This window comes from Parachlamydia sp., assembly GCF_050255895.1.
GTDB classification, from domain to species: domain Bacteria; phylum Chlamydiota; class Chlamydiia; order Chlamydiales; family Parachlamydiaceae; genus Parachlamydia; species Parachlamydia acanthamoebae.
The window spans coordinates 12,730-39,636 of sequence record NZ_JBFWIR010000006.1; the positions used below are offsets into that span (position 1 = coordinate 12,730).

General features: G+C 38.5%; 30 protein-coding genes. 5 read left to right on the forward strand and 25 right to left on the reverse strand.

Annotation, left to right across the window (positions count from 1 at the left end):
• Positions 1 to 296 precede the first annotated feature (296 nt).
• The 23 genes from AB7E63_RS01915 to AB7E63_RS02025 all read right to left on the reverse strand — a co-directional run bounded on the left by AB7E63_RS01915 (position 297) and on the right by AB7E63_RS02025 (position 20,907).
• Positions 297 to 1,049 (reverse strand): methyltransferase domain-containing protein, encoded by a 753-nt coding sequence (locus AB7E63_RS01915; RefSeq protein WP_006340835.1) that lies wholly within the window; start codon positions 1,047 to 1,049, stop codon positions 297 to 299.
• Positions 1,028 to 2,191 (reverse strand): aminotransferase class I/II-fold pyridoxal phosphate-dependent enzyme, encoded by a 1,164-nt coding sequence (locus AB7E63_RS01920; protein WP_006340836.1) that lies wholly within the window; start codon positions 2,189 to 2,191, stop codon positions 1,028 to 1,030. Before AB7E63_RS01920 ends, AB7E63_RS01915 begins: the two co-directional genes overlap by 22 nt.
• Positions 2,192 to 2,199: 8 nt before the next feature.
• Positions 2,200 to 2,628 (reverse strand): bis(5'-nucleosyl)-tetraphosphatase, encoded by a 429-nt coding sequence (locus AB7E63_RS01925; protein ID WP_006340837.1) that lies wholly within the window; start codon positions 2,626 to 2,628, stop codon positions 2,200 to 2,202.
• Positions 2,621 to 3,880, reverse strand: a complete 1,260-nt coding sequence (gene fabF / locus AB7E63_RS01930; protein WP_006340838.1) for a beta-ketoacyl-ACP synthase II — start codon at positions 3,878 to 3,880, stop codon at positions 2,621 to 2,623. The genes AB7E63_RS01925 and fabF overlap by 8 nt, the downstream gene beginning before the upstream one ends.
• A 24-nt stretch (positions 3,881 to 3,904) precedes the next feature.
• Positions 3,905 to 4,276, reverse strand: coding sequence for a ribosome silencing factor (gene rsfS, locus AB7E63_RS01935; RefSeq protein WP_006340839.1), 372 nt, complete (start codon positions 4,274 to 4,276; stop codon positions 3,905 to 3,907).
• A gap of 137 nt (positions 4,277 to 4,413) precedes the next feature.
• Positions 4,414 to 5,031: a nicotinate-nucleotide adenylyltransferase gene (nadD, locus tag AB7E63_RS01940; protein ID WP_428418549.1), complete on the reverse strand. Its 618-nt coding sequence runs from the start codon at positions 5,029 to 5,031 to the stop codon at positions 4,414 to 4,416.
• 3 nt (positions 5,032 to 5,034) lie between these two features.
• On the reverse strand, positions 5,035 to 5,886 hold the full coding sequence (locus AB7E63_RS01945) for a hypothetical protein (RefSeq protein WP_428418551.1): 852 nt from the start codon (positions 5,884 to 5,886) through the stop codon (positions 5,035 to 5,037).
• A 9-nt stretch (positions 5,887 to 5,895) separates the two neighbouring features.
• Positions 5,896 to 7,221, reverse strand: a complete 1,326-nt coding sequence (locus AB7E63_RS01950; protein WP_428418553.1) for a glutamine synthetase III — start codon at positions 7,219 to 7,221, stop codon at positions 5,896 to 5,898.
• Between the two features lie 18 nt (positions 7,222 to 7,239).
• Complete coding sequence (locus AB7E63_RS01955; protein WP_226987370.1) at positions 7,240 to 7,944, reverse strand: HAD family hydrolase; 705 nt, start codon at positions 7,942 to 7,944, stop codon at positions 7,240 to 7,242.
• 52 nt (positions 7,945 to 7,996) lie between these two features.
• Positions 7,997 to 9,715, reverse strand: a complete 1,719-nt coding sequence (locus AB7E63_RS01960; protein WP_232503262.1) for a hypothetical protein — start codon at positions 9,713 to 9,715, stop codon at positions 7,997 to 7,999.
• A 258-nt stretch (positions 9,716 to 9,973) separates the two neighbouring features.
• Entirely contained in the window at positions 9,974 to 10,507 is a 534-nt protein-coding gene (locus AB7E63_RS01965; protein ID WP_013924900.1) for an NADPH-dependent FMN reductase, read from the reverse strand.
• Positions 10,504 to 11,601 (reverse strand): tRNA (adenosine(37)-N6)-dimethylallyltransferase MiaA, encoded by a 1,098-nt coding sequence (gene miaA, locus AB7E63_RS01970; protein WP_006340845.1) that lies wholly within the window; start codon positions 11,599 to 11,601, stop codon positions 10,504 to 10,506. Before miaA ends, AB7E63_RS01965 begins: the two co-directional genes overlap by 4 nt.
• A gap of 59 nt (positions 11,602 to 11,660) precedes the next feature.
• Positions 11,661 to 12,017, reverse strand: a complete 357-nt coding sequence (locus AB7E63_RS01975; RefSeq protein ID WP_013924899.1) for an STAS domain-containing protein — start codon at positions 12,015 to 12,017, stop codon at positions 11,661 to 11,663.
• 27 nt (positions 12,018 to 12,044) lie between these two features.
• Positions 12,045 to 12,428 (reverse strand): single-stranded DNA-binding protein, encoded by a 384-nt coding sequence (locus tag AB7E63_RS01980; protein WP_013924898.1) that lies wholly within the window; start codon positions 12,426 to 12,428, stop codon positions 12,045 to 12,047.
• Between the two features lie 126 nt (positions 12,429 to 12,554).
• A complete protein-coding gene (locus AB7E63_RS01985) occupies positions 12,555 to 12,785 on the reverse strand; it encodes a KH domain-containing protein (RefSeq protein ID WP_006340850.1) in 231 nt (76 codons plus the stop codon).
• A gap of 309 nt (positions 12,786 to 13,094) precedes the next feature.
• On the reverse strand, positions 13,095 to 13,451 hold the full coding sequence (gene cutA / locus AB7E63_RS01990) for a divalent-cation tolerance protein CutA (RefSeq protein ID WP_006340851.1): 357 nt from the start codon (positions 13,449 to 13,451) through the stop codon (positions 13,095 to 13,097).
• Between the two features lie 14 nt (positions 13,452 to 13,465).
• A complete protein-coding gene (locus AB7E63_RS01995) occupies positions 13,466 to 14,371 on the reverse strand; it encodes a hypothetical protein (protein ID WP_013924897.1) in 906 nt (301 codons plus the stop codon).
• A complete protein-coding gene (locus tag AB7E63_RS02000) occupies positions 14,368 to 15,126 on the reverse strand; it encodes a glycosyltransferase family 2 protein (RefSeq protein WP_039376703.1) in 759 nt (252 codons plus the stop codon). The genes AB7E63_RS01995 and AB7E63_RS02000 overlap by 4 nt, the downstream gene beginning before the upstream one ends.
• A gap of 20 nt (positions 15,127 to 15,146) precedes the next feature.
• Positions 15,147 to 17,513, reverse strand: a complete 2,367-nt coding sequence (gene murC / locus AB7E63_RS02005) for a UDP-N-acetylmuramate--L-alanine ligase (protein ID WP_013924895.1) — start codon at positions 17,511 to 17,513, stop codon at positions 15,147 to 15,149.
• Positions 17,510 to 18,613: a UDP-N-acetylglucosamine--N-acetylmuramyl-(pentapeptide) pyrophosphoryl-undecaprenol N-acetylglucosamine transferase gene (locus tag AB7E63_RS02010; RefSeq protein ID WP_006340855.1), complete on the reverse strand. Its 1,104-nt coding sequence runs from the start codon at positions 18,611 to 18,613 to the stop codon at positions 17,510 to 17,512. Before AB7E63_RS02010 ends, murC begins: the two co-directional genes overlap by 4 nt.
• Before the next feature lie 277 nt (positions 18,614 to 18,890).
• The gene (locus AB7E63_RS02015; protein ID WP_006340856.1) at positions 18,891 to 19,775 is read right to left on the reverse strand and encodes a hypothetical protein; all 885 of its coding nucleotides are present in this window, start codon (positions 19,773 to 19,775) and stop codon (positions 18,891 to 18,893) included.
• Between the two features lie 78 nt (positions 19,776 to 19,853).
• Positions 19,854 to 20,267: a hypothetical protein gene (locus AB7E63_RS02020; protein WP_036746093.1), complete on the reverse strand. Its 414-nt coding sequence runs from the start codon at positions 20,265 to 20,267 to the stop codon at positions 19,854 to 19,856.
• Positions 20,268 to 20,421: 154 nt separating this feature from the next.
• The gene (locus AB7E63_RS02025; protein ID WP_006340858.1) at positions 20,422 to 20,907 is read right to left on the reverse strand and encodes a methylated-DNA--[protein]-cysteine S-methyltransferase; all 486 of its coding nucleotides are present in this window, start codon (positions 20,905 to 20,907) and stop codon (positions 20,422 to 20,424) included.
• Between the two features lie 479 nt (positions 20,908 to 21,386).
• On the opposite strand from AB7E63_RS02025, the gene AB7E63_RS02030 reads away from it, so the two are divergent.
• The 3 genes from AB7E63_RS02030 (at position 21,387) to AB7E63_RS02040 (ending at position 22,552) form a co-directional block, all read left to right on the forward strand.
• Complete coding sequence (locus tag AB7E63_RS02030) at positions 21,387 to 21,587, forward strand: hypothetical protein (RefSeq protein WP_050784556.1); 201 nt, start codon at positions 21,387 to 21,389, stop codon at positions 21,585 to 21,587.
• A complete protein-coding gene (locus tag AB7E63_RS02035) occupies positions 21,581 to 22,030 on the forward strand; it encodes a transposase (RefSeq protein WP_006340859.1) in 450 nt (149 codons plus the stop codon). The genes AB7E63_RS02030 and AB7E63_RS02035 overlap by 7 nt, the downstream gene beginning before the upstream one ends.
• A gap of 198 nt (positions 22,031 to 22,228) precedes the next feature.
• Positions 22,229 to 22,552, forward strand: a complete 324-nt coding sequence (locus AB7E63_RS02040; RefSeq protein WP_144016272.1) for an NUDIX hydrolase — start codon at positions 22,229 to 22,231, stop codon at positions 22,550 to 22,552.
• Here the strand turns inward: AB7E63_RS02040 and AB7E63_RS02045 are convergent.
• Entirely contained in the window at positions 22,549 to 23,784 is a 1,236-nt protein-coding gene (locus AB7E63_RS02045) for a hypothetical protein (RefSeq protein WP_036746094.1), read from the reverse strand. The genes AB7E63_RS02040 and AB7E63_RS02045 overlap by 4 nt on opposite strands.
• A 190-nt stretch (positions 23,785 to 23,974) precedes the next feature.
• Complete coding sequence (locus tag AB7E63_RS02050; RefSeq protein ID WP_006340862.1) at positions 23,975 to 24,940, reverse strand: hypothetical protein; 966 nt, start codon at positions 24,938 to 24,940, stop codon at positions 23,975 to 23,977.
• 194 nt (positions 24,941 to 25,134) lie between these two features.
• Here AB7E63_RS02050 and gatC point away from each other — a divergent pair, with 194 nt between their 5' ends.
• Both gatC and gatA read left to right on the forward strand, forming a co-directional pair.
• Positions 25,135 to 25,434, forward strand: a complete 300-nt coding sequence (gene gatC, locus AB7E63_RS02055; RefSeq protein WP_006340863.1) for an Asp-tRNA(Asn)/Glu-tRNA(Gln) amidotransferase subunit GatC — start codon at positions 25,135 to 25,137, stop codon at positions 25,432 to 25,434.
• A gap of 11 nt (positions 25,435 to 25,445) precedes the next feature.
• The gene (gene gatA / locus AB7E63_RS02060; RefSeq protein WP_013924887.1) at positions 25,446 to 26,900 is read left to right on the forward strand and encodes an Asp-tRNA(Asn)/Glu-tRNA(Gln) amidotransferase subunit GatA; all 1,455 of its coding nucleotides are present in this window, start codon (positions 25,446 to 25,448) and stop codon (positions 26,898 to 26,900) included.
• The last annotated feature ends 7 nt before the right edge of the window (positions 26,901 to 26,907 follow it).

Genomic DNA, 26,907 nt, shown 5'->3' on the forward strand with positions numbered 1-26,907 from the left:
ATTCCGAATTTCGCCAAATTCAAAAAGATGAAAATGAGAGAAAAGCTAACATAAAGGCAGAAAAAAAATTGGGGGATAGAACTAGCGAAGAAAACGTAATGAAAAATCTTTACTTAATGCAAAAAATATATCCATTTAATAAGCCAGAATTGCAGAAGAGATGCCATGCGCTTTTGCTTCCTTAGCCGTAAAGGAAAATTTAGATAGAAGAGAATGAAGGACATCAAGGCGGGTTGGCTGTTTCATATCCTAGCCTTAATTTAATAAAAACACCCAAAATCAATTGGGTTTTTCTATTAAACTTTTATTACTCCAAAAACCACTCGATAAGAAACCGTAATTTCAGAAGGACTCTCGTGATTCCAGGCCTTAATCAATTGTTTTAAGGTTAGAGGTGCAAGTTGTTTGCCCACAGAGGTTGAGGCCCCAATATTTTGCAAATGGCGAAAAAAATGAAGGGCTGAAGGATAAAATAGAGAATAGGTTTGTATTTCGAATACTCCCTCAGGGTAAATACTTTCCAAGTCTTCAACTTTTGGTAAAGGATTCGCTGTATAAGGAAGATGATAAGCCTGACAGATGTTTTTCCACTCAGCAAAGCTCCCCTCAACGAGGGTCGAAAAAAAGAGAATGCCTTCTCGTTTTAGGGAATCTTGCAGTTTAGAGAAGCTTTCTTTGAATCGACTAAACCATTGAAAAGCCAAATTAGAAGCGATAAATGCGTAGGCCTTCTGGGGATAGTTTTCTCCATCTTGCACTGAAAAGCTTAAATTGGAATGGCAATAATTAGATTTGCACTGTTCCACCATTTGAACGGATAAATCTGTAATATCCATCGGTTTGCTTGGAAATAGTGTTAATAGCTGTTTCGTTAAAAAACCGGTTCCACATCCAATTTCGGCACCAGCTCCAGGCACAATTATGGCCTGATAATTCTTTATTATCTGAGCAAGTCGCTCCGCGCACATTTTCTGTAGAATAGCCTCTTGTTCATATTGAATGGCTGCCTTTGAAAAATTTTGAGCGATCAATTTTTTAATGTTTTCCATACGCAAAGAGCCTCTAAGAGTTTTTCAATGTGGAAAGTCGTGTGAGCCGATGATAGAGATAACCGAAGACGCGCAGTGCCCTCTGGAACTGTAGGAGGTCTTATGGGAAGTGCTAATATCCCCTGAGTTTCTAAAAATGTAGAAAGAGAGCACGCTTTTTCATCTTCCCCAATCAAGACAGGAATCACATGATTTTTAGCTATTCCAACATCATATCCTAGTTTTCTTATTTCATTACGCAAGAAAAGACTTAAATTTTGGATCACTTCTCTTTCTTTATTTAAATTAGGAATCATGTCTAAAGCCCCCGCAATAGCGCCTACCATAGCGGGCGGTAGAGCTGTGCTAAACATCACACCCGAACATTGATTAACAAGATGCTGTTTAAGAATGTGTGAGCCCGCAATAAAACCGCCAAAACATCCTGCAGCTTTTCCAAAGGCTCCCATGACTATATCGACATCCTCTCTATTAGCAGCAAGCCCCATTCCATTTGGGCCTAATACTCCAAAAGCATGGGAGTCATCCACGTATAGCAATGCCTTAAATTCTTTAGCGAGCTGGCTTAGGCCATCTAAATCAGCTTGATCGCCATCCATTCCAAAAAAAGATTCAGAGACAATTAGGACACGCTGAAAACTTGTGGTATATTGTGTTAACAAACGCTTTAAATGTTGTAAATCGTTGTGATTGTAGCGCAAGCACTTTGCATGGGATAGTTTGGCACCTTGAAGGAGACTATTGTGATTATATCTATCAGACAGGATAAGAGTTTGTCTGTCCGCTAAAGCAGGCAAAACCGTCAGATTAGCCTGAAAACCACTGCAAAAAAGAAGTGCATCTTCTTTTCCAATTGATTTTGCAAGTTTTTGTTCGGTTTCCTGATGGTAGGGCCAAGAGCCACACACGATTCTCGAAGCCATGGCGCCAGCGCCATATGTTTTCAAAAATAATTGAGATTTTTGAATCACATGAGGATGGGTGGAAAGGCCTAAATAATTATTCGAACTAAAATTGATAAGAGTTTTTGTGTCATAAGAAAGAATCGCTCCATCAGCTTTTTCAAACTTTTTTATAGATCGATTCCGATGGCTTTCTTCTCGTTTTTTTTGTTGTGCCAAAAAAAAGTCTGCCCATGCCATTTTTATTCTTATCGTTGAGACAGTAGCTGAATGATTTGCCTACAGAGAGCTTTACCTTCCGGAAAGGTAACATGCTGAATGGCTTCTGACAGCAAAACCCACTTTCCGTTCTGAATTTCTGTTGGTTGTAAAGCAACTTGTCCAGTTACTTCCGCGACAAAATAATAAACACTTTTTCGTATTCGCCATCCGGATCGCTGAAATTCGTAATGTTCTTCAAGTGGCTGAGGAAAGAGAATTTGAGAAATAGATAACCCTGTTTCTTCAAAAAGTTCTCGTTTAGCTGCTTGAATATCCGTTTCCCCTTTATCAGGATGACCTTTGGGAAAGCTCCAGTAGCCCGCGAGCATTTGAATTAAAAAAACGTGCCATTCCCCATCCTTTTTTTGGAGGGGAATCACACCATAGCTTAAATCGAGTTGAGTAGAATCAGTCATGAGTATTCGGGTTGTAGGGTGCAAAAACGAGAGTCGCATTGTGCCCTCCAAATCCAAACGAATTCGAGAGAGCGGCTTTAATTGTGAGTTCTTCAGCTGTTCGAGGAACATGAAAATCCAAGCCAGGTTCTGGATTTTCAAGATTTAACGTGGGATGTACTTTGCCTTCAGCAATTGCTTTTACAGTCACAATCGCTTCTACTCCTCCAGCAGCACCCAAGCAATGTCCAATAATAGACTTTGTTGCATTCATTACAACTTTTGAAGGGTTTGGAAGAATCAGCTTTAAGGCATTGACTTCGGCCATATCGCCAACAGGAGTTGAGGTTGCATGCGCATTCACGTAGTTGATATCTTCGGCAGAAATTCCCGCATCCTTTAAGGCTTTTTTAATACATAAAGCAACCCCTTTTCCGTCAGGTCGGGGCTCTGTAATGTGGTGAGCATCGCATGAGGATGATCCGCCTAAATACTCTGCATAAATTGTTGCGCCTCGTGCTAAAGCATGCTCAAGACTTTCTAAAACAAGAACGCCAGCGCCCTCTCCCAAAACAAAGCCGTCGCGATCTTTGTCCCAAGGGCGAGAAGCTTTTGTCGGTTCATCATTGCGTTCTGATAGTGCTTTACAAGCACTAAATCCTGCGAGTCCAATAGGAAGAACAGTTGCCTCGGCTCCCCCGCAAAGCATAATATCAGCTTCACCGCTGCGAATATGAGAAGCCGCCGCGATAATCGAATGATTACCGGTCGCACACGCTGTTGAAATGGAATAGTTTGGTCCCATGAAGCCAAGTTCTTTAGCTAAAAGGCCTCCGCCCATATTCGTAATGATGTAAGGAACGAAGAAAGGAGAAACTTTTTTGTAACCTTTTTCGATTAGATTTTGGACTCCATCGACGAAGGTTTTCATTCCACCCATGCCAGAGCCAATGATAATTCCGCAGCGCTCTTTGTCTAATTCTTCTTGCTTTTGAGCGTTTAATCCTGCCAATTCAAGGGCTTTTTTACCTGCGACAATAGTGTAAGCAATGAATTTATCAATACGTCTTGCTTGTTTTTTATCGATGTATTCACCGGGATCAAAATCTTTAATTTCACCAGCAAAACGGGTTGGATATTCTTCACAAGGAAATCCAGTAATGGGGGTGATGCCGCTTTTACCTTGCAATAAATTTTGATAAAAGAGATCGACTTCATGCCCTAAACATGAAACAAGACCCATTCCAGTTACAACAATTCGTTTTTTACTCATCGTGTCTCACCCTTTTTTAATACTTTACCCTGGTATTTTGCGACTAGAATCGATTACGAGATCCACAATTCGCGCTTTGCCGAATAAAGATTCTAGTGCATATTTTTCACGAAGTTCGGGAACAAATAAATGAATAAGGATATCGCCGAAATCGATAATAACCCATTCCCCATCTTTTCCTTCGACATGCAAAGGAGTTAACCCTAAAGGTTTGACAGCATCAAGGATGGTTGAAGCAATTGACGTCACGTGACGATCAACGGTACCCTCTGCAATGACAAAATAATCTGTCAAAGTCGATACGTCTCTCACATCTAACGCTAAAATATTACTTCCCTTTTTATCGAAAATTGCTTGTGCAATGACATTAAGAATTTTTTCATTCGAATCATTCATCTTGATATTTTAAGCCCCTAAACTCGGATTTTGTTAACTGAGTTTTTAAAAAAGTCTCTTTTTTAATTTCTCAACTGTAAAAATAAAAACAGCAGAAAACATTGTTTGATAAAAATGAGACAAACATAAAATTCAGATTAATAAGTATCCTTAGAGTATAGCTGATATTTCTCTATATAATCCAGTACTTTTTCAGGGACCCAATGGCCACAATAAAGACCCTTGGCAATTCTTGCGCGAATTTCTGTACTGGAAATCTCCATAACAGGGGTAATCGTCATTCCTTTTGAAATGGCCTGACTAATCGGATCATCCCCTCCTTCCCAACAACAGCCCTCTTGCCGGCAACCAACCAACGGTGGGGCAAACTGTACAATTTGTTCCGGTTCTTTCCATTTGAAAAAGGCGGCTAGATGATCATCCCCCATAAGTAAATGGAGCTGGCGAGGGTGAAACCTTAGCATTTCCTGTGCATGCAAAAAACGCAAAGTATCAACTGTATAAGAAGGTCCTTCTTTTTTGGTTTCAATATCTAAAAGCTTAAATTTTGAAATAGGCTCAATTGCCATAGCCACCATCGCTAGGCGGTGCTGACTATCAACTACTTGCTTATCTAATTTGTGCGGATTGATTCGAGCCGGACAAAACCACACTTCTGCTAGATCATGCTTCTCCATTAGTTGAATAGCAAGATTGAGATGCCCAAAATGGATAGGATCAAATGTCCCTCCATAAATACCGATCTTTTCAACCATTGGCTAAACCATGAACAACAATTCGCGATATTTCGGAAGTGGCCATTGGCCATCATCGACCAAAGGTTCAATTTGATCCACAATTTCCCTTAATTTTTGGCAAACAGGAATCACTTTATCGCAATAGGCGCGTGCCTTGTCTTTGAAAAAGAGTTTTTCAGCAGCATGACACTCTTCATCGAGCAAATGGGTATTTTGAAGCGCCTCTTCAACCAATCGATTTAATTTAGAAAGCCACTCTTTTTGCTGAGTGTTATCCAATCCTGAATTAATTTGTTGCAAAAGAGAAATCGTCTTAGCAATTTCTTTTTGCTGACGGATGGCAACGGGTAAAATCTGTGTTTGAAACATGTCTTTCATTAAATTCGCTTCTATCCGCACTGTATGGGCATAATTCTCTAAAAGTACTTCATATCGACTTGTTAGTTCGCTTCCAGAAAGAATCCCTTTAAATGCTTCGGTAGAACTGGGGAATTTAAAAGCTTCAAAGGCATCGATTGATTTTCTTAAGTTAGGCAGATTGCGTTTGGCGGCTTCCTTTTCCCAATTTTCACTATAGTTATCTCCTGAAAAGCGAATCGCTTGTGAAGCCAGAAGATATTTACGAATGATCGGTATCGAAGCATCTAAAAGTGTTTTATTGGAATAGGAGCGATCTTCTCCAATATTTTGCTCAATTTCATTTAAGATTTGATGCAGACTATTGGACATAATTGTATTCAAAACAGTTACAGCCATAGAAGGATTTGCAGACGCGCCCAATGCACGAAACTCAAAATTTTTCCCTGTAAAGGCAATGGGGGTGGTGCGTTTGCGATCTGTATAATCTTTGGTTTGATCTGGGTTGACTTGCAATCCATGGTCTTACTTGTGCTTTGGGGAAGAAGAGATCGTTCCTCGAGCCGTGATCGCTTCGATAATCGACTCTAACTGATCTCCCAAATAAATGGAGATAATCGCTGGAGGAGCCTCGTGAGCACCTAAACGAAAATCATTGCCGGCAGATCCAATAGCCGCACGCAACAGGCTCGAATGCTCATGAACAGCCGATAGAGTTGCCGTTAATAGAATTAGAAAATGCAGATTGTTTTCTGGTGAATCGGTAGGATCGAAAAGATTGATGCCTGTATCCGTGCTAATCGACCAATTGCAATGCTTTCCTGAACCATTCAATCCTTGGAAAGGCTTTTCGTGCAATAAACACGACAGGTCATGTTTTAGCGCTATCTGTCGCATCAATTCCATCAACAAGATATTGTGATCAACAGCCACGGAGGCTTTTTCAAATACAGGCGCCACTTCATGCTGAGCTGGAGCAACCTCGTTATGCCGTGTTTTAACAGGAATTCCCAACTTGAATGCAGCCACTTCAAATTCTCGCATATATGCCAAAATACGATCTTTGACACATCCAAAATAATGATCTTGCAGCTCCTGACCTTTTGGAGAGGGTGCTCCGAAGACTGTTCTACCAGCTAACACAAGGTCTGGCCGTAAATTGCGTAAACCCCGATCCACAACGAAATATTCTTGTTCAAGCCCTAAGGTTGAATAAGCTCGGGTTGCTTCAATCCCTGTGAGCTTTAAAAGGCGTAAAACTTCCTCATTGAGTTTTCGATCTGAGCGTAAAAGAGGAATTTTACTGTCTAAAACATCCCCTGTCCAAGAAAAGAAAATAGAAGGAATGCATAAAGTTACACCATCCCCTCCCTCCCAAATGAAGACCGGAGAGCTCGGATCCCAGCCTGTATAACCACGCGCCTCAAATGTTGTACGTAATCCCCCTGAAGGAAATGAAGAAGCATCTGGTTCGCCTTGCAAAAGTTGTTTGCCACTAAACTTTTCAATGACTTGGTCTTCAGTTTCCCAATCGATAAAGGCGTCATGCTTTTCAGCTGCAGCCCCTGTTAGGGGTTGAAACCAATGACAGTAATGAGTAGCTCCAAGCTTGGTAGCCCACTCTTTCATCGCTGAAGCAATGGGATCAGCATATTCGGGAATGATTTTTTCTCGACCCGCTATGGCTTCTTGAACATTTCGAAAGATTTCTCTTGGTAACATTTTTTGCATAACATGTTGATTGAAGACATGTGTTGCAAAAATTTCAGAGGTACTGACGGAGGTTAATTCTTTTCCGAGAGATCGATTACGCTTGCCGGTTAGTTGTAGAGCATTAAAACGAGGATTCATACTAGTCTCCATGTTTTTTTAATCTAGGATCGTCCAGTTATTTTGTAGGCACAATGTGCGTAGCTTTTTGCTTGGATTCACAGCAACCGCATTTCCAACGGCTTCAAGCAAAGGAAGATCCGCAATATGATCGGTATAAGCTGTGCATTGCTGAATCGGCAACCCTTTCTCGTTTGAGAAAGATTTGACATACTTAGCTTTATCGCTTCCCAGTAAAACAGAAGCAATTCCTACCAGCTTGTCATTATCGACAATATAGGAAGTCCCGTTCCAATAATCTACTTGAAATCGTTTAGCGACGTGTTTAACTAAGAAACAAGGAGATGTCGACAAAATCATGGTATAATGATTGGATTTTTTTGCTTCGAATAGCTTGGTGACAACTACGGGATTCATCATTTTTTCAAAATGACAATCTAAAAACTCTTCGATCCAGCTTTCCAGCTGTGAAAAGGAGATGAACTGAAAATAAATTTTTAGGCAGAGAATGTGTAATCTACGAAAAGAACAAAAGCCTATTTTGTGGAATGCATAACACGCGACGAGTAGGAGCATTTTATAGCAGGCAAGTTTTCCTGTTTGGTATAAGTAGACGCCGAATTTAAAACTGCTGTTTTGAGTGAGAAGGGTATGATCGAGATCAAAAACACTAAGATGAGTGGGTGTTTTTATCATAAAATGGGCTATCCATCCAATTAAGTATGTTGAAGTTGATAACGCCAATACTGCGCCCCCTCAAATTTTTGCCTGAGGGGGCATAGTGCCAGAAAAAGGACTAAATCTTTTTCTTTAATTCTGCAATCTTTGCTTCGATTTCTGCAATTCCCGCATTGATTTTTTCAAGACGTTCTTTTTCCGCATTTAGGCGGGAATTCACGTTCAAGGATTGTTCAATGTCGAATCCGGAAGCATTGCTTGCCTTACGTAACACTTCGAGCTGAGCTTTAATTTCTTGACGACGCTCTTGCTTTTGCTTCAAAACTTCTTTGAGCTGCTGCATCGCTTGCTTATCGTTATCGGATAAAGCAAGGAGAGCATTTTCACGGAGCTCAGCGATATAATCGCGAAGAGGTTTGAGTAAACGTTCAAGTTCTTGCTTTTCCAATTTTGATGGAGCCGCATCTGTAATTTTTTGCAAAAGAACATCTCGTTCAGCTTCGATTTCCTGTATACTTTTTGTCGCATAATTTTTCATCAAAGATTCGATCTCACCCTTCAATAAATTCAAGGCATCACGTTTTTGACGATCTTTTTCTTTTACGCGGTTTAAGCGCTCATCTTCTTCAGCTTTTTGCTTATCATGGATTTTCTTGCGAACAATCTGAAGCTCATCTCTTAATGTTTTAATTTCATGCCTTCCTAGCTCCACACCACGCATATAGTGAGTGATTTCATCTATGCCTGTTTGTGCATCTGTGAGAGACATGCCCTCTTGAAAAGCTTGATCCAATTCTTGAATCTTAGCCAAGACACTTTCTGTGTTTTGCTTAAATGCTTCTCTTTGTACCGAGCGTTCTTTCTTACGTTCTTTTTCAAGCTTTTTAATTTCATCCCAGCAAGCACTCAATCGTGTTCGGCTTGTTGTAAAGGCATAAGTGTTAAGTGTTAAAACTTTTGCAAATCCTTGTAAAAGCTTAATGTCTTCACGAAGATTGAAGAGCGAATTTTCGTGAATTTCGTCTTTAAAGTGTCCCTCAATGAACGCATTTACATCTTCAAGAAAATGATCGCTCACTTCTTTAATTAAATTTTTGCGTCTTGGAAAAACACTATCTCCCGCTTGTGATAAACGTTGGAAGAATTTATTTTTTTGCCGAACACGCATTTCTGTTTTAATCAATTCTTTTCGTAAAGCATTAATTCTCGCAGCTTGCGCATTTAGTAAATTCAGTTCTCGTTGAATTTGCTGATAGAATGTTTGCTTTTCTTGAAAAATAGAATTTTCGATTGAAAATTGAGGAAGAGGTAATTGTTGTAGGGCTTGCTCAAACTCAATAATCTCTTTTTCAATTCCTTGAATCGCTATTTCAATTTGCTCAGCTGCAAAAGCACTTTGTTCATCCAAAATGTCTTTTAAGCGACGAGCTTCTTTTGATAGCTCAGTGTATTTATTCCAAAGAAGTGGACGTAAGGGAGACGTCGAATTTTCTTTAAACAAATCTAGGCAGACTTTTCGAATATCCCAAAAAGTACGAAAATCTGGGTTCCCAGATTGCGCTAAAGCGTTTTCCATGCGAGAAATAGCATGCTGCAATTTTCCTTCTCCATCTGGGAAATTGGCAAGCTCGGCTTGAAAGGCCTCTAATGCTGGAGAAGGTTTTCTTACGCTTTCATCGTGAGAAGATTCAAGATCATGTTCTTTCGGATCACTTGATGTATGGTGTTCGTTTTTATTTAAATGTTCGGTCTCTTGATGACCATCAGTATCCTGTGATTGTTCATGACTTTTTTCTGGATCTTCTTCGCGTAAATTTGTACTTTCAAAATGGTTCATGGAGATATCTTTATTGTTGGACATTAATTATTACCACAATTTTGCGGAAACTCTCCGCTTCAAGATTGACAATTCTTTTTTAGGAATTGTCAACAATTGCCCCCTGACCCAAAAACCCTGCAAAACTACGCAGTAGGCCGGTTTCAGGCTAAATCATAGAAGATCCTCATTTTTAGGTAAAGAAAATGTCTGAACCAACTCGAGAAGAAATGAAAACTTATTCAAATAAAAAATTATTTTTTGCATAAATAAATAATTTTAGCGCAACTTATGAATGGCTTTCACTAAATTTTGGACAAGCATTTCAAGTTTTGCTTCTATTCCCTTATCCAGTAAATTTCCTTGAGAATCAAAGACTTGAAAAGAATTGGAAATCGCGAGTTGATCGGGGATTACCCAAGTATGTAAATGACGACAAACCATTCGCATTGTTTGCAGTGCGTTCGTACTCATCTCTCCTCCGAGCACACTAATTAAAGCAACCACTTTCCCCTCAATATCTTCGTTATGCAGTAAATCGAGAGCATTTTTAAGGGATCCGCTCATACTACCGTGGTATTCAGGTGTGGCTAAAATGATTCCATCGGCTGTTTTAAGCATATCGCGTAGAGTTTCGACATCGGGGTAGTTTGCGTATTCTTTCTCGCCGCTGCAAAAAGGAAGATTCAAATCGCGTAATTCGACAATGTGTGGAGTCGCTTCCCAATTTTTGACTTTTTCAAGAGCCAGTTTTAGGGCCATGCTCGTTCGAGAGTGGACACGTAGGCTTCCGCAGATTCCAATAATTTTCATAAGCCAATCTCATAGTCTCTTCGAACCATTTCAACTGCTACCTCCAAATCATGAAGATCTAAGTCCAACCATTGAAACAAGGGCTCTTGCCTAAACCAAGTAAATTGTCTTTTAGCATAGCGTCTAGATGATTTTTTAAAGTCATCCATAAATTTCTGGAAATCTTCTTTTGTTTTGGGCGTTTTAAAATATTCCAAAGCTTGGCGATATCCAATTGCTTGAGCAGCTGACGGATTTTGAAGAAGCCCTTCTTTTTCCAATTTCTCTACTTCTTCCAAAAGACCAGCTTCCACCATTTTTTCGCAGCGATGATCGATGCGACGATAGAGATGCTCTTTAGGACGGTAAAGAAACCAACAGCGAAAATCGTAATTTCTAGGTTTGCGCCTTCCTTTCCAAGAGAGACGGCTGACTTTTTTACCCGTTAAAGTGAGAATTTCCAAAGCCCGGATAATTTTTTGTTTGTCGTGTTTTGTAATACTGTGTGCATATTGAGAATCCAGCTGTTTAAGCTTTTCGTATAGAAATTCAGAACCTTTCTGCTCAAGTTCAGCTTCGAGAGCTTTGCGTAATTCGGGTAAAGAGGGAGGTCCGCTTGGCGGACCGTATAGAAGAGAATGTAAATAAAAGCCGGAGCCACCCGTTATAATGGGAACATTACCACGACTATGAATTTCTTCACAACATTGCCTTGCTTCATAGTAAAAGTCGACGACATTGTAAGCCTCGGAAACATCGCGAATATCTAAAAGATGATGGGGAATAGCTTCTCTTTCTTTTTGAGTTGCTTTCGCTGTTCCGATATCCATACCGCGGTAAATTTGCATCGAATCAGCGGAAATAATTTCGCCTCCAATTTCTTGAGCCAGCTTTAAGGAAAAAGCCGTTTTACCACATCCAGTGGGACCGGAAATGACAATCACTCTTTTACGAGGTCTTTGAAGATTTACAGGGATTTGTTTTTGAGCTTCAACCGCAAAATTAAGGACAATACGCTCAACTTCTTCTCTTTCTATAACGCCACTCACAACCAGGCCTTTTGTTCCATCTACTAGGAAATGATGCTTGATAAATACGTCTTTTGTGGAATTCACAAAATCAGCAAGAAAAATAGCATATCAGCATCGGTTGTTTTTGCCAAAGAATAGAATGATTAGTGAAAGGCAGATAGAGCGAGTTCTTTAGATGTCGTGATTTCAAGCACATGGTCAAACCCTGACATTTTCAAAACATCCATTACATTTGGTGTTACACAACATAGCACAAGCTTTCCAGAAAAAGCCTTCAATTTCTTTGAGGTTGATAAAAGCATGCGCATTCCAGCACTGCTTAAATAGCTAACCTCTGAAAAATCCATTAAAAGTTTGTAATGCCCGTCATTAATTTTTTCAAAAATTTTTTTTTCGGCTTTTGGTGATGAAATTGCATCGAGTCTTCCTTTGATGTGAAAGATGAGAATTCCGTGTTCTTGCTCTTCACTAATTTCAATCGCGCCTTCCATTAACGCCATAAAACATCCTCATTTGAAACAATCAAATTAAGAAGAAAGTCCAGCCATTTCAGATAATTTACCTTCAGAATCATGGTGGCTTTTTTTATCTAAAAATTGAACCCTTTCGGCGGCAACACGAAGTTTACAACGTTTGTCACCATCTTTGGCATGCCAGACATCGAGCTGTAAACGGCCCTCAATCAAGACAGAAGATGAGCATGATAGGGAATTGACACAATGTTCAGCCTGTTTACCCCATACGACAACATCGACAAAACAAACTTCGTGTTGCTTTTCGCCGTTAAAGCTTACAAATTCACGATTTAATGCTAATAAAAGATCTGTAACAGAAACTCCATTAGGAGTTTTTCGCAACTCGGGTTTGCGAGTGAGACGACCTGCAATTAACACTTTATTTAGTGCGACCATATCAGACTCTTCCTAATTCAAAGTATGAATAATCTGTTTTTTGCCTATTATCTTCACGATATCAAAATTAAAATTTTAGACAAGAATAAAGATCTGGGCACAACTAAATATTTTCTTAGAGGAAAATTATTCGATTAATTCTAAACGAACCTTTAATCCTAAGCGGGCGCAAACCATGGAAGCGATTGTTCTTAATGCTTTAATTGTCATTCCCTTGCGGCCAACAACTTTTCCGACGTCTCCTTGACTAACGCGGATTTCAACAATAACGCCAGGCTCACCTTCATAGCAATTTACGGAGACTGATTGGGGGTCTTCAACTAAATTTTTAACTAAATATTCTATAAATTCTTTCATGTCTTTACTCGGTCTGAGGTTTCAGAAAATGTTAATGTCAGTTTGAAGTAAGCGTGAGAAACTTTACCTTTTCAGGATTCGATAAGACGTTATACTTTTTTTTAAAGGTCCACATCTCAGCTAACCATAACAAGATTAACGAGTTCAGACACTTGAAGTCTAGTTAAAAGATATCGAAAAAAAATCCAAAAAAATAAGCTATTCGCAACATCGGGCTAATCTCATTAAAAAGGCATCCTTTTTAATGAGATTTGTTAGTCTGTGAAGCATTTCATAACATGCTTTAGATATTTGTCTCAATCATTTCCATCAGTTTTGGACCGGCTCTTTTACATAAGTAGATGAAAAATCAGGGGTACTTGTTTCCACCCATTCTAAATATTCACGATTTCCACCCTGAATCATTTGGTATGTGATTTCGGGAACTTGGTAGCTGCAATTTTGCAAGATAACTTCTTTGATTTTTTCAAATTTCTCAAGACGAGTTTTAAAAACCACTTTACTTTCTTGCGTTGTTTCCAATTGGTTATTCCACATGTAAATAGACTCTATCCATGGGGTAATTTGTGCGCAGGCAACAAATCGTTCCTGGACTAGATATCGAGAGATTTTACGCGCTTCTTCAATACTTCCACTTGTCCAATGAACTTCGATAAATGTAGTCATTTATACCTCCCAAATTATGATGTAACTGGTTGGATGTAAGCTAAATGGGGTATCCGAAGATCGACCATAACCTCATTTCCTCGCATCTGATTCATTTCTTCCGTGACCGAAAGTTGTTTCGCTTGTTTATTTAAAAATTCACGCAATGCTAAATAATTGGCTAATCCTTGATGAAAATGCTCGGTATTTAGACGAACCAGTCGTGGAAAAACACATAAAGTCCACTTTCCATTGACTTTTCTTTCTAAAAGCTCCTCAAAAACTAAAATAATTTGTCTTTGCCCATGGCTTTGCGCATAAGCTTTTGACACATCAATTTTTCTAATGTACATACTTTCAGAGCAACATTTTTTAGTCACGAGATTAAAAAGTGACAAAGCTAATTCTAAATGATCCCCTTTAAGGCAACTCCCCCAAATATTTTGAAGATCTTTTGCGCAACCTAGAAATATTTCGGGAAGTTTTTTTGGAGTAAAAAAAGGTTTGAAAGGAAACAAAAAGCCATTTTCATCCATTGCTGTATTGGTAAAATCTCCTAGAAATGCAATCGGCTGCCTAAGGGAATAATCAATTAAAATTGCACTCGGTTTGATTTTTTTGATTTCCGCTTTTTTAATCAAAGAACATGCTAGAAGTTTATGCTTTGCCTCTTCTATATTGAAACGGTAAAGATTGGTTGGGTGATCAATCGACAGATCTAATATTTCTGCTAAAAATACCGTTTTTAGGGCATCAGCATGTGCAGTGGTCTGAACGATGGCTGAAATATTGTATTGTTCATCCCGTGTGCGCAAATCACGAAGGTGTAGATAGTATAAAATTCCCATGCCAACCGAACCAGAAATCAGAACAGTTGACAGGAGAATCCAAACAATGGCTTGGCTAATGGGAATTTTATTGGGCGAGTACGACTGATTCATCTTTGGCTAAAATCTAATGTTGCATAGCGAGGGCGCTGTTTCAACAGCTGATTAACCCGCTCCACTTCTTCGATAGGAGTTGTGGCATAATCGTTCAAAGGATTTGATAGGTTATAAGTATAAAGTGTTTCATCAATGAACTTGATTTTGTTTCCCGCCATTTCTAGCATCGGATATAAAGTTGCTTTATCTTTCATGATGCGAAAATAGCCGCCATCTGCATCTCTAAGATCGATATCTTTCAGATGTCTCCATAGAAAATACTTAAAAGTTCCTGGATGCCAAAAGACAAAGGGAATATCTCGATAAAGCTTTTGCTCGATGATCATTTCAGGGATAGGTTGAGCATATTTCATTGGCGTTTTACCTGGAGGATAAATTTCACATTGTCCCCAAGTTAAATACACATCGTTATCGGTATAAATCTGATGAATTTTTTCAAAAGCACGGTCGTGGGCTAACCAATCATCTCCATCTATCACAATAATGACATCATCATCTTCGCATTGCAATCCTTTAATCGCCTCCACAAGCCCGAAAAGAGCCCCCTCATTTTTCTCGTGGAAAATGAACTTCCACTGGTTTCTCTCACAAAAGTCCCGGATGATATCTCTTTGCTTGGGCAATGTAGAGCCATCATCAATCACGCAAACGTCAAAGTTCTTATATGTTTGGGATTCAATAGAACGGAGCGTTTTTTCAATAAAATCTACGCTATTAAAAGAAGGAACAACCACTTTAAAACGTTTCATCATATGCGATACCTTGCCGTGTGTTAATAAGCTTTCTTTTCTTTTTGCCTTGAGCGCTGCAGGCCAAGGATGAGTAAGCGGTCAATCAACTCTTCATTAGAAAATCCATTAGCCTCACACATTTGCGGATAGAGGCTGAAGGGGGTAAATCCTGGAATGGGATTGATTTCGTTAAACCAAAAAGATCCCGATTGATCAAGAAAAAAATCGATACGCGCCATCCCCTTGCAAGTTGCAGCTTGGTAAGCTTTTAACGCAATTGCCTTTCCTTCTTCCATCCATTTTTCAGGTAAATCCGCTTGGGGAGTCGATGGCGTCGCATTATCGCGTGAATACTTACCTCTGTAGTCGTGAATTTTTCCCGCTGAAAAAACCTCTCCGGGCGGAAGTACAGTAATCTGATCATTTCCTAAAACGGCAAATTCAATTTCTCTTCCCGCAATCTCATTTTCGACAAGGATAACAGGATCAAACGCAAAAGCGTTGCGAATTGCTGCATCTAATTCTGTTTCATTTGTCACCCTTTGAACACCAATGCTTGATCCAAGATGAACGGGTTTTACAAAAATCGGAAAAATCAGCTTTTCTCGTATTTCGTGAAGAAGGTCTTTTGCCCTGTTTTTCCAATCCGTTTCGCTAAAAGCAATAAAGGAGGATGTTTGGATACCTGCATGTTGCATCAAACGTTTAGCAATGGCTTTATCCATGCAAATTGCAGAGCTTTGATGATCACAACCAACGTAAGGTTTTCCTAGAATTTCTAAGAAACCTTGGATCGTTCCATCTTCCCCAAAAGTACCATGCAAAATCGGAAAAAAGAGGTCACATTTTTGTAACTGCTGGAGAACTTGAGAAGAAATTAAAAATTCTTCACTATCCCCTTCATTTTTTAATACCCACTTCCCTTCTTTAGTAATCAGAAATTCATGAGTCTCATATAAATCTCGGTCAAGCGAGCGACAAATATATTGAGAAGACGTCAATGAAACCTCATGTTCGGTTGACTTACCTCCATACAAAATTCCAATGTGTAATTTGGGAGGTTGCAAATCAATTTTTTGAAGTAATTCAGGGATTGCAGCATGAATATCTCCCGCACCCAAAGTCACCACAACATCATGTGGGAAAAGTGTCTGATAAACTTTTTCCACAATTTCTTTCCGCGGACTATAATAGAAATCGGGACTACGATCTTGGCTTAGCTCATCAAAAACTTTTTGTGTTGTGACGCCAGGAATTTCTTGTTCTCCAGCTGAATAAATATCAGTTACATACACCATGTCCGCTGATTCGAAAATCCCTCGATAGGTTCCAAGACAGTCTTTAGTACGGGAATAGCGGTGTGGTTGAAAAAGAACAATTAATCTTTTTTCCCCTATCGCATCACGAATGGCTCGTAAGGTTACTGCGATTTCGTTTGGATGATGCGCATAATCATCAATGAATAAAATTTCTTGTTTTTGTCCCCGCATCGTACATCTTCTTCCAACCCCAGGAAACGTCGAAAGAGCCTTTCGAATCGCATGTTCTTCTATTCCCATTTGCAAAGCTAAGCCAAAAACAGCCGCACTATTTAGCACATTATAAGAGCCGATTTGGGCAATCTCAATCTGGCGATACTGCAGTCCTCGGAAAGTGATGTCGAAAGAAGTTTTCCATCCTTTCTGGGTAAATTGGAGAATATGCAGCTGACAATCTGAATTAAATCCGTAAGAAACCCCTTCGATGTTTAGCTTTTGCAAGCGAGAATCATCTCCACACCAGAAAAGATGATCGGCAGACTCCACCTTTTTTGCAAACTGATGGAAAGCCCCTACAAGCGCTTCTTCCGTCTGATAATAATTCATATGGTCCAAATCAATATTCGTGATAATACCTCCATAAGGAGTATAGCGCAAAAAGGACCCATCGCTTTCGTCGGCTTCCGCTACAAAATAGTCCCCCTTCCCGTGCTGAGCATTTGCATTTAGTTGAGCAATTACTCCCCCTACAGCAAATGAAGGATCTTGTCCGGCATGATGCAACACCCATGATAGAAGACTCGACGTTGTTGTTTTCCCATGCGTGCCTGTGACTGCCAATGTTTTACGGTTTTGCATCAGTAAAGCTAAAAGGTCTGAGCGATGCAACATTGGACATTTGAGTTGCTGGGCAGCTATGAACTCGGGATTGGATTCTTTGATATCGCTCGTGTAGACAATCGTCGTACCCGGTTTTATATAAGACGCTGAGTGTCCGATAAATAAAGTAGCTCCCGCTTCTTTTAAAGCCCGTGTCGTTGAGCTTTCAGCTAAGTCACTTCCAGTTACAGGAATATTTTGGCTTATGAGAATTTTAGCCAAGCCACTCATTCCAATTCCGCCAATGCCAATAAAATGGTAAGTTGTCATACGTATTTCCCCTTAAGGTGATCAACTATCACGCAGTGCAATTCTTTGAATTTCGTATTTTGATTATGAATCTTGATGCTCTCTTTCAAATTATTAAGTCTTAGATCGTCAGTCAGAGCATTCAAAAGCGTACCCAGCTTAACAAAGTTTAAATCTGCTTGCCGGATTTTTACCCCCCCCTTGACCTCTTCCACAATAAAATCCGCATTTTTATCTTGATGTTGATCGGCTGCTTGTGGATACGGGACCAGAATAAGGGGAACCTCGAAAGCCATCGCCTCTGCAATTGTGCCTGCACCCGCACGAGTTAAAGCAAAGTCTGCAGCACTCCAAGCCATATCCATATGCATTTCAAATGGTGTTACATAAGCTTGAATTTGTTTTTGAGCATAATGCAAGCGCACACTTTCGACAGAATCCACATGTCCTGTGATGTGCCAAAACTGGATTTCATTTTTATTGACAATCTCTAAAGCTTTTAAAATAGCTTGATTAAGAGCATCCGCCCCTTGCGAACCACCAAAAATCAAGCACGTTTTTTTGGATGGATGCAAAGCAACTGACGCTCTAGCAGCTTCTTGTGGAAAGCGTTGTTTACTAAATCCTTTGCGTACAGGCAAAGCAATATCCAGGACTTTTCCTTGTAAATACCGACAAGCAGAAGAAAAATGAACCCCTGTAAAAAGAGCCTGTGGAGAAAACAGTTTAATGACTTTTCCGGGGATAGCATTTGCCTCATGCAAGACATAAGGGATTCCAGCTAAACGAGCCGCACACAAAACAGGAAAGGTATAATAGCTACCAAAACCAACAATTAAATCGGGTTTGTAATGTTTTAAAAACTGATAACTCTCTTTAACCCCCCGACAGATATTTCCCATCTCACGGAGAAAACGTAACACCCCTCCTTTTCTGCTCCACATTCCGCAAGGAACTTCGGTAAAAGGAAATGCATTTTTCAAAAAATAAGGATTTGTGGCGAGCTTTCCACCTACAAAATGAATATGAGGACTGACTTCTTGCAATTTTTCAGCTAAAGCAATGGCGGGATAAACATGCCCTCCAGTTCCCCCTGTCGTAATCAAAATGCGTTTTTCCACGCGGCACTCCTGTAATGAAGTCATTAACATAGCGCATTAACAATTCTAAATCCATATTCATCGTGAGCGAAATCTAAATTTTCAAAGGCTTTTGCAAATAATGAGAAGGTATACTTAGAAATGAAAATGAATCAATTTGTGGATCGAATAATTTAGGTAAGTTAAAACTGAATGTTTTTTTTGAAAAATTCTTTCTTTAAGAAAAAGAACGAGGCTTTCTTCCAGCCCTAAAAACAGGAAGGAAGCCCGTCAAAAGGAAAATAGGTATTCTTTTGGACTAGCTCTGGGAACCTAGCTGTTGATTAGCTTTAACCGCTTCTTCCATCATTTTCATTAGGACATCCTTCATTGCAAAAGTAAAAGAAAGCAAAATGTAATTCCTTTTGACGTATAATGTTGAAAGAATAGTATCGAAAACAGTTTTAGAATCTTCGATTCTTAAGTTTTGGAATAAATCATTAGAATTTTCTCCAAATTTTGTTATTCCATTGTCTATTTTTGCTTGAAAAATTTCGATGTCTTCTTTTGAAAAGGAAGTGCCGCTTAGTTGAAGAGAATCAATATATTCGCTCATATTAGTACATAACGTTGCAAAAGAACTAAGAAATTCTTTTTCTTTATAACTTTCCATCATTGGTGCAAAAACATCATCCAATTGAAGTTGAAATTTTGAACGAACATGTTCCCACTGCTCTCGCGGGTTTTCACGAGACATTTTTATTTCATTAAAAAAATCTATTCTGCTTTTATTCAAAGCACGTATATCGGTGACTGCACCCCTAATTTGGCTCATTTGTTCTGAATTAGAAAAGAGAGAAGCCAGATTCCATGTATCTGCTTCTCTAAATAGTTTGGTATTGAAAATCGTTCTTTCTAGCGAAACGAGAGCCTCGTCAAGTTCGCTTTGAGCACAAGATTTTTTCTTTTGGAATAATTGTTCAACCAAACAATGGGTAATGTCTAGCTTTATCATTTGAACAACAAGATCTTCATCAGCATGTATTTTTAAAACATTAGCAAATAATCGATCACAACATTCCTCAAAATTTTTTGCATTCCGTCCTATAGTTTTGTGAATAAGTCCAATGATAGAATTTCCTGTTGTAATGTGACAATCCCTTTGAAATTCATAAGATAACCGAGTCTTAATTGCATCATTCATCAGACTAAATGCATCCTTATAATTAAGAAGCTGAAGAGATTCCTCAATATCTTCTAAAGAGCAGTTGCTCGCGATTTTTTATCGAATAATTGTATGAAGGCGCACATATATATCGGCTCTTTTTCCGATTTCAGGCCTTTTTTTGAAAATCTTAATCGCCTCATCATGCGCATGAGCAGCCCTAAACTGAAGAATAATATCCCATGTTTGTTGAGATTGAGCTTTCACTTCTTTCTTTTGCCAAATCCAGGGAAGCGATGCCGCTTTAATAATAAGACATGAGGCCGATAGAAAACCGACAGGAAAAATGATGATTGAAAAAACGGCTGCAGATACTCTAGTTGCTGTGGACACATTTTGCTGCGTTTGCGATATAACAGAAATCTTTCGTCCACCAAACACTATGCTACATGGTCTGGCTAGGGTGTCTAAAACCTTCAAAATAGATGATTTTTTCTCATAATCATAATTATTAAAAACTGAATAAGACATTTTTCTTCCTTCTAAAAAACACATTTAAAATATTGATAAACACTATCAGGAAATTAAATTAAAATACACTTCATTTTGCAAAATTATCAAGTCATTAACGCATTAGTTATTGAAGTTTACTAGGCTCACTTCTAACCGCTTGAAAGGGATCGATTTAATTTAGCATTTCTAAATCTAATAAATTTTTTTTACGGTCAAGTCCCCCTGCAAATCCGGTTAGACGTCCATTAGTTGCGATGACCCGATGGCAAGGAACAATGATCGAAATGGGATTTCTTCCAATTGCAGCCCCTACAGCTCTGATAGCTTGAGGATGATGGATTTTTAGGGCTACATCCTTATAGGTCCATGTCGAGCCATACGGAATTAGGTTTAGCCGCTTCCAAACTTCCTTCTGAAACAAAGTCCCAAGCATTTCGATTGGCAAATCAAAAGCCTTTCTTTGGCAATTGAAATATTCGTTAAGCTGCTTTTCTGTTTCTAAAATTAAAGGATCATTCTTATCCTCTAACATCTGATCCAATCTGACACGATTAAGTTTTTCATTATCCCATAAAATGGCTAGCAAAGCCCGGTGATTAACCACAATTTTAAGAAAACCTACAGGAGTTTTTATTATTTTATATTTAAGTAATTCCATTTGTTATCCTTTATAAAGAGAAATCAGATATATCAAATGCCTTGAAGATTAATTTGCAAATCTTCCTCATGTATGTCAATATCTTAGGCTATAACTCTTATAAACAAAAATTCGAATTAGCACTCGCCATTTTCGGACATCATTATTAAATAAGGACTATCACGCTCTTATTATATGATAGGCCATACCACGAAGCCATGCTGCCGCACCAACTGGTATATTGAAACTGTTCGATTATAAATTTAAAATGACAACTAGATTTTTATTACTGTAAATTGCCGATTTTTGTTAACCTCGCTGTTTTTAAGAAATTAATGAAAGGAATCTAAGACAATGGTTAAAAACATTAACAAATATTTAACCCAAGTTGCGTATAACTACGAGAGTTGAAAAATTAAAATTTTGATTTGGTGCTAATAAAAAAGCTTCTCGCCCATAAAATGTTTGTTTACTAAGATGAACAGATTAGGAGAGAAGCTATGAATGATCAGATCGTTGCCATCTATTGCCTCTGTGATGACTATCTAAAATCCGCCGGATTCGCTAGGAACCGGTGGCACAATGAGAAAATGAATGATGCAGAAGTAATGACTGTTGTCATTGTCGCAAGTCGCTTTTTTTATGGCAATATTGAAAGAGCTCGGCTAATGCTTAATTTGGCTATATCAATAGAATGTTAAGTAAAAGTCGCTTAAATAGACGAATACACATCATTCCCGATGATATTTGGGAAAAAATACTTGAATTTTCTCATCAATACAGCTCTTACCGCTATATGGAGAAAGATTTTATTGTAGATAGCTTTCCTGTTTCAGTGTGTCGCAACATTAGAATTAGTCGATCTCGCATTTTCAGAAACGAAAATTTTCGGGGTTATAATGCGAGCAAGAAAGAATATTTTTATGGTGTCAAGGCAACTGTCATCACGAATTTGTCTGGACACCCTTTAAAGATGATTATTGCTCCGGGGAGCGAACATGATCTACCAGTCCTTAAAGTTCTAGATCCTAGATGCCTACCAAAAGGAAGCACTCTATATGGAGATGTTGCTTATATTGATTATGAGTATGAAGATCAGATGCTCAGAGAAGGCATAAAAATGGCGGTTGATCGCAAAAAGTAATTCAACAAGGCCTTATGAGATCGAAGATTATGTAAACTTAAGAAGGCATCGAAAGACTATCGAAGGTATTCTTAGTACAATAATGAACTTGATGCCGAAAAAAATACATGCTATAGTAGCCCGTGGTTTCGAGTTAAAAATCATCCATTTCGTAATTGGAGCTGCAACAATTTTTTGCTTTAACTAGTTATACGCAACTTGGGTTATTTACTTGTACTCATAATAGCGCTAATCCCGTTAACAGGGCATGCTGAAGAACAGTCTATCAAACAAGCGCATAAGCCACCAATTCTTACGACTACGGCAATCATAGAAATACATGAAAGTGAACAATTTAAGGGGATTGTATTGATTGAACGAGGAAAAGCACCATTCGGCAAAGCAATTCCTGGAGGAAAAGTTGAATATGGCGAGACGGTTGAAAATGTTAATGATCTGTATTTAAATTTAATCATTTGCAAAATATTAAGCGCTTCTGTAAGCAAAATTGGCTTTCTTCGAAAAAGTCGATTCCTAAATTAAAAACTGATTAAAGTAGTAATTCCAACCAAAAGGAGAAGGGCTGTTGCCGGAGGTATCACAATAGCTCCAATAATTGAAGCTATTAAGACTGTTGAAGTCGTTCTTAAAACATTGAGGGCTCGGGCTTTAAGTTTACTTGAAAAATTTCTGTGGCTAAAAAGATCGTGTAGATCTTTTTTTGAAATCAATCCATTAAGCTTTGCATCCTTTACGGCCTGTAAAACTGTTGTCTTTCCTTCTTCTAAATCTTTTTTTGTTAATTCTTTAGAAAATTTTCCATACTTGTTATACCCCATATTTAAGATTTCTACTGCTGGTGGGGAAGTGTCTTTTATTTCTTCTAACAGAAGTTTTATCTTATTTTCATAAGTTGCTTTGCTTGGGTGTTTTCCAAGCAAAGCAACGGCATACATTAACTTAAAATTATTTAGCACGGTTTTATGAAGGTTCTCTTCAAATAAAGAGGGGGTTTTTTCTAATAATTGAATATTTTCTTCTAATGCATTAATTCGTTTTTTACGGGGAGCATCAGGCAATGAGGGAAGCCAGAGAAAGTCTATAAGTTTTTTTAAAAAATTGCTAGACATCTCAGCCTTAAGATAAGCTTTTTGATTTTGTAAAAATGCTTTGGAATGATTAGGATTGATGGCTAATTGTTTGTAAAATTCATTGAGATTAGCGTCTTTTGGTAAAAGCTTCCCGATGTGCATTTTTTGCAATTTATCGATCTCTTTGTGAATCTTAGAACCAGCCTCATCTTCAAAATCATTAATTTTTTTTATAAAAGAATCTATAAATTTGTTTGCAAAAATATCCATTTCTAATTGTTTTGAATACAGATTAATTTTTTCCCTTTGTGCATAAACTTTTTTAAGTTTTTCAGCCTTTCCAAGGGGATTATTATCTTCTTCAGGAAGGATAAGTTCTTCTTCAGGAAGAGCAGGTTTTTCAGGACGTAATTTTTCTAAATCTTCTTTTAACGAATCAATTGATTGATGAGGTTTATTAAAAATAGCATCAAAAATAGAATATAATTCTGAATTATCCTCCTTTAAATTATCTATTAGAAAATTTAAATTTCCGTCGAAATCTGCCGTCGGTTTATTGATTATAAACTGGAGACGATTGAGATTCCGGTGACTTATAGGTATTTTAGCTTTTGCAAGCTTAGAATTTTCACACGCATCGCTTAATGCTGAAGTGACCATATCGAATAAATGGTTACTAATCATTGATCCCTCTCCACACAATTAATATAATAATTATTATACACTTTTATTATATGGCAGTTCAATAATTATAACTTTTATTCCATCCGAACTAAGAAGAAGTGATGAAGGTTTGGTAAAGAAAGCCAGTAATCTGCTGATCCCTTATATAGGATAGACCTCTTCTATAAGAAAATGTTAGCCTAGGAGTTCATTATGTTGGAACGATCAGCGTGCATGTATGCGGAATAACAGCTAATGAAATGCAGTATGGCTTGGGAGCTCTCGAATCAATATACCACCATTGCCCTTCATCGTCTTTACGCAATGCGACTAAATGTCCTCGCGTTAAGCTATAAGTCGCGTTAACGCCTGGTGGAGAAGGCATATGATAATCTGTAAAGCCTATATTGGCGATAATGACCCATTTTGCATCGTTTCCTATGTAATTTTCCATCGCTTGTTGCTTCGAATTCTCGATGCCAGGTAATTCGTTAATAACAGAGTCTTTTACTGATTGCGTAAATTCCTTTTCTAAAATGTACTTTAAAATACCGATATCGACATCAACATTTTCTGGTTCATCAATTAAAGCTTGAGCGTCATCTTCTCCATACTGGTGAACTGCGACGAAACCATCTTTCACTAATTCTAGAAATCTATCTTGCAACAAAGCATCTGCTTGCATGGCATTGTTAATGCAATAACGGCCACAATGACCCAATCCTAAGCCCTGTTCATTAATTCTTTTTATTTTGCCTGAGTCTTTGATTATTCTTATTCCATTCAATTGGGCTTGTGTCATTCGATGCGGAGTTGCCGTACTGCTGTAGTTATCCATTAAAAAGCCGTGTTCGTCCGGAGTCATCTTTTGAATGTCTTTTGGATGAAGGTTTTTTAAACTCTCTGCTGAAATGCGTTTAAATGATCGCCTTGCTACTTTATTTACATCACCGGCACTTGAAGATTGCAGTGGAGATGTTCGCCCCTGTAATTTTTTTAAACCACAATAAATACCGCACCCTGCATGCAAAAGCCCAAAAGTAAAGATTCCTAGGAGGACACTCTTTTTTAAATTTTTTTTTCGCTCTTCGGGGGTAGGAGAATCCTTTGGAAAAAAAATATAATGATTGTAAAAGTTCCATTCGGATGAATGATTTGAATGAAGAGAGTGAGTCATAATAATTTCACTATTATTTTTTACTATTTTATTACATTCTATCACATTTTTCTAATAAAATCAACAACCAAAAACATTAATAATATCTTTAAATTGCCTATCCATTTACTCTCGTTGTTTCCTTGCCTTTTTTTGATAAAACGAGTACTCTAACAACCTTATTCTAGTTTCGTGAATCATAGACGGAGATCTTCATGACTTTAAATAAAGAAACGTTAAAAAATTTAGCGCAACTTAGCCGCATTCGTTGCTCTGAAGAAGAGGAAGAAGCCCTCCTCAAAGACCTTCAAAGTATTTTAGATTACATTGATGAGCTTAAGGAAATTGACACAACGGATGTCAAAGCTTGCAATCATGTCTTGGAAGACATTTCAAATGTGACTCGCCCAGATGTTGTGGGAACAACCCTCCCACGAAAAACATTCTTAGACAACTCCCCTTCACAAGTCAGCGGAATGATCAGAGTTCCTCTTGTGATTAAATCTAAATCATGAGGACGATTGACATGCATCATTTATCTGCAATTGAAATTCGCGACCGTTTTTTACGTGGCGAGGTTTCGGCTATAGCGATTGCCCAACATTTTCTTTCCCGCATTGAGCAGTATGATTCTCAAGTCGGTGCGTTTCTTTCTGTATTAAAAGATCGCGTTCTACGTAAAGCTGCCGAGCTAGATCGAAAGAAAGCCGCAGGAGAAAAACTAGGCAAGCTAGCTGGTATTCCCATTGGAATCAAGGACAACATCCACATCGAAGGTGAAATCACCACATGTGCTTCTAAATTTCTGACAAATTTTAAAGCGCCTTTTTCTTCTACAGCTGTGGCTCTTTTAGAGCAAGAAGATGCTCTATTGATTGGGAAAACGAATTTAGATGAATTTGCGATGGGCTCTTCAACCGAAAACTCTGCCCTGCAAAAGACATTTAATCCCTGGAACCTAAAGTGTATCCCCGGTGGATCATCCGGAGGATCGGCTGCTGCTGTTGCAGCGCGTCTTTGCCCAATTGCTCTGGGAAGTGACACGGGTGGATCAATTAGGCAACCTGCTTCACTTTGTGGAGTCGTGGGTTTTAAACCCACTTATGGAAGAGTCTCCCGTTACGGATTAGTAGCTTACGGATCTTCACTTGATCAGATTGGTCCCATTACAACGAATACTGCCGATGCGGCACTTATCATGGAAGTCTTAGGTCAACATTGCACAAAAGATTCAACAAGTCTTTCCTCTGCAACAGAGGATTATTTACATCACTTTGATGGAAATGTTAAAGGGATGAAAATTGGAGTTCCTCGTCAATTTTTAGAAGGTTTATCAGCTGAACCAAAAGAAATTTTTGAGACCTCCCTAGCTGTTTTCAAAGATTTAGGTGCGGAAATAGTGGATGTGGATTTAGACATCCTCAAATACTCATTAGCCGTTTATTACATCCTTGCAACAGCCGAAGCTTCGACAAATTTGGCCCGCTTTGATGGGATCCGTTATGGACATCGCTCCGCAAAGGCCCAAACTTTGGATGAAGTTTACGAGCTTTCTAAAGAAGAAGGTTTTGGAAGCGAAGTTAAAAGACGTATTATTTTAGGAACATACGTTTTATCAGCAGGTTTCCAAGACGCTTATTACAGAAAAGCCCAAAAAGTGCGAACGTTGATGCTTCAAAAATTCAAAGAAGCTTTTCAATTATGCGATTTAGTTGCAACACCTGTGTGCCCTTGTGCAGCATTTGAAGCTGGAGCGATTAAGACACCTCTGGAAATGTATTTGGAGGATATTTACACCATTTCGAGCAATCTAGCTGGTGTCCCTGCTATTAGTATTCCAAGTGGCTTCACACAAGATCACAAACCTTTAGGTCTTCAGCTGATTGGCCCTCAAAAGCATGATGTTGCTGTTTTACATGCCGCAAATGCCTTTGAACGTGTAACAAATTATCATTCTTTTATCCCTGAGTTCGTGAAATAGGAGCTTT

Bases quoted from the DNA above. Each gene is read 5' to 3' on its own strand.
- murC (WP_013924895.1), bottom strand. From the start codon at position 17,513: ATGACAACTTACCATTTTATTGGCATTGGCGGAATTGGAATGAGTGGC.
- AB7E63_RS02020 (WP_036746093.1), bottom strand. From the start codon at position 20,267: ATGTCTTATTCAGTTTTTAATAATTATGATTATGAGAAAAAATCATCT.
- nadD (WP_428418549.1), bottom strand. From the start codon at position 5,031: ATGGTTGAAAAGATCGGTATTTATGGAGGGACATTTGATCCTATCCAT.
- cutA (WP_006340851.1), bottom strand. From the start codon at position 13,451: ATGACTACATTTATCGAAGTTCATTGGACAAGTGGAAGTATTGAAGAA.
- AB7E63_RS01950 (WP_428418553.1), bottom strand. From the start codon at position 7,221: ATGAATCCTCGTTTTAATGCTCTACAACTAACCGGCAAGCGTAATCGA.
- AB7E63_RS02015 (WP_006340856.1), bottom strand. From the start codon at position 19,775: ATGAATGATGCAATTAAGACTCGGTTATCTTATGAATTTCAAAGGGAT.
- AB7E63_RS01920 (WP_006340836.1), bottom strand. From the start codon at position 2,191: ATGGCATGGGCAGACTTTTTTTTGGCACAACAAAAAAAACGAGAAGAA.
- AB7E63_RS02000 (WP_039376703.1), bottom strand. From the start codon at position 15,126: ATGATGAAACGTTTTAAAGTGGTTGTTCCTTCTTTTAATAGCGTAGAT.
- AB7E63_RS01980 (WP_013924898.1), bottom strand. From the start codon at position 12,428: ATGGTCGCACTAAATAAAGTGTTAATTGCAGGTCGTCTCACTCGCAAA.
- AB7E63_RS01995 (WP_013924897.1), bottom strand. From the start codon at position 14,371: ATGAATCAGTCGTACTCGCCCAATAAAATTCCCATTAGCCAAGCCATT.
- fabF (WP_006340838.1), bottom strand. From the start codon at position 3,880: ATGAGTAAAAAACGAATTGTTGTAACTGGAATGGGTCTTGTTTCATGT.
- AB7E63_RS02050 (WP_006340862.1), bottom strand. From the start codon at position 24,940: ATGACTCACTCTCTTCATTCAAATCATTCATCCGAATGGAACTTTTAC.
- AB7E63_RS01975 (WP_013924899.1), bottom strand. From the start codon at position 12,017: ATGGCGTTAATGGAAGGCGCGATTGAAATTAGTGAAGAGCAAGAACAC.
- gatA (WP_013924887.1), top strand. From the start codon at position 25,446: ATGCATCATTTATCTGCAATTGAAATTCGCGACCGTTTTTTACGTGGC.
- AB7E63_RS01960 (WP_232503262.1), bottom strand. From the start codon at position 9,715: ATGAACCATTTTGAAAGTACAAATTTACGCGAAGAAGATCCAGAAAAA.
- AB7E63_RS01985 (WP_006340850.1), bottom strand. From the start codon at position 12,785: ATGAAAGAATTTATAGAATATTTAGTTAAAAATTTAGTTGAAGACCCC.
- rsfS (WP_006340839.1), bottom strand. From the start codon at position 4,276: ATGAATGATTCGAATGAAAAAATTCTTAATGTCATTGCACAAGCAATT.
- AB7E63_RS01965 (WP_013924900.1), bottom strand. From the start codon at position 10,507: ATGAAAATTATTGGAATCTGCGGAAGCCTACGTGTCCACTCTCGAACG.
- gatC (WP_006340863.1), top strand. From the start codon at position 25,135: ATGACTTTAAATAAAGAAACGTTAAAAAATTTAGCGCAACTTAGCCGC.
- AB7E63_RS01925 (WP_006340837.1), bottom strand. From the start codon at position 2,628: ATGACTGATTCTACTCAACTCGATTTAAGCTATGGTGTGATTCCCCTC.
- AB7E63_RS01915 (WP_006340835.1), bottom strand. From the start codon at position 1,049: ATGGAAAACATTAAAAAATTGATCGCTCAAAATTTTTCAAAGGCAGCC.
- AB7E63_RS02025 (WP_006340858.1), bottom strand. From the start codon at position 20,907: ATGGAATTACTTAAATATAAAATAATAAAAACTCCTGTAGGTTTTCTT.
- AB7E63_RS02030 (WP_050784556.1), top strand. From the start codon at position 21,387: ATGAATGATCAGATCGTTGCCATCTATTGCCTCTGTGATGACTATCTA.
- AB7E63_RS02045 (WP_036746094.1), bottom strand. From the start codon at position 23,784: ATGATTAGTAACCATTTATTCGATATGGTCACTTCAGCATTAAGCGAT.
- AB7E63_RS02035 (WP_006340859.1), top strand. From the start codon at position 21,581: ATGTTAAGTAAAAGTCGCTTAAATAGACGAATACACATCATTCCCGAT.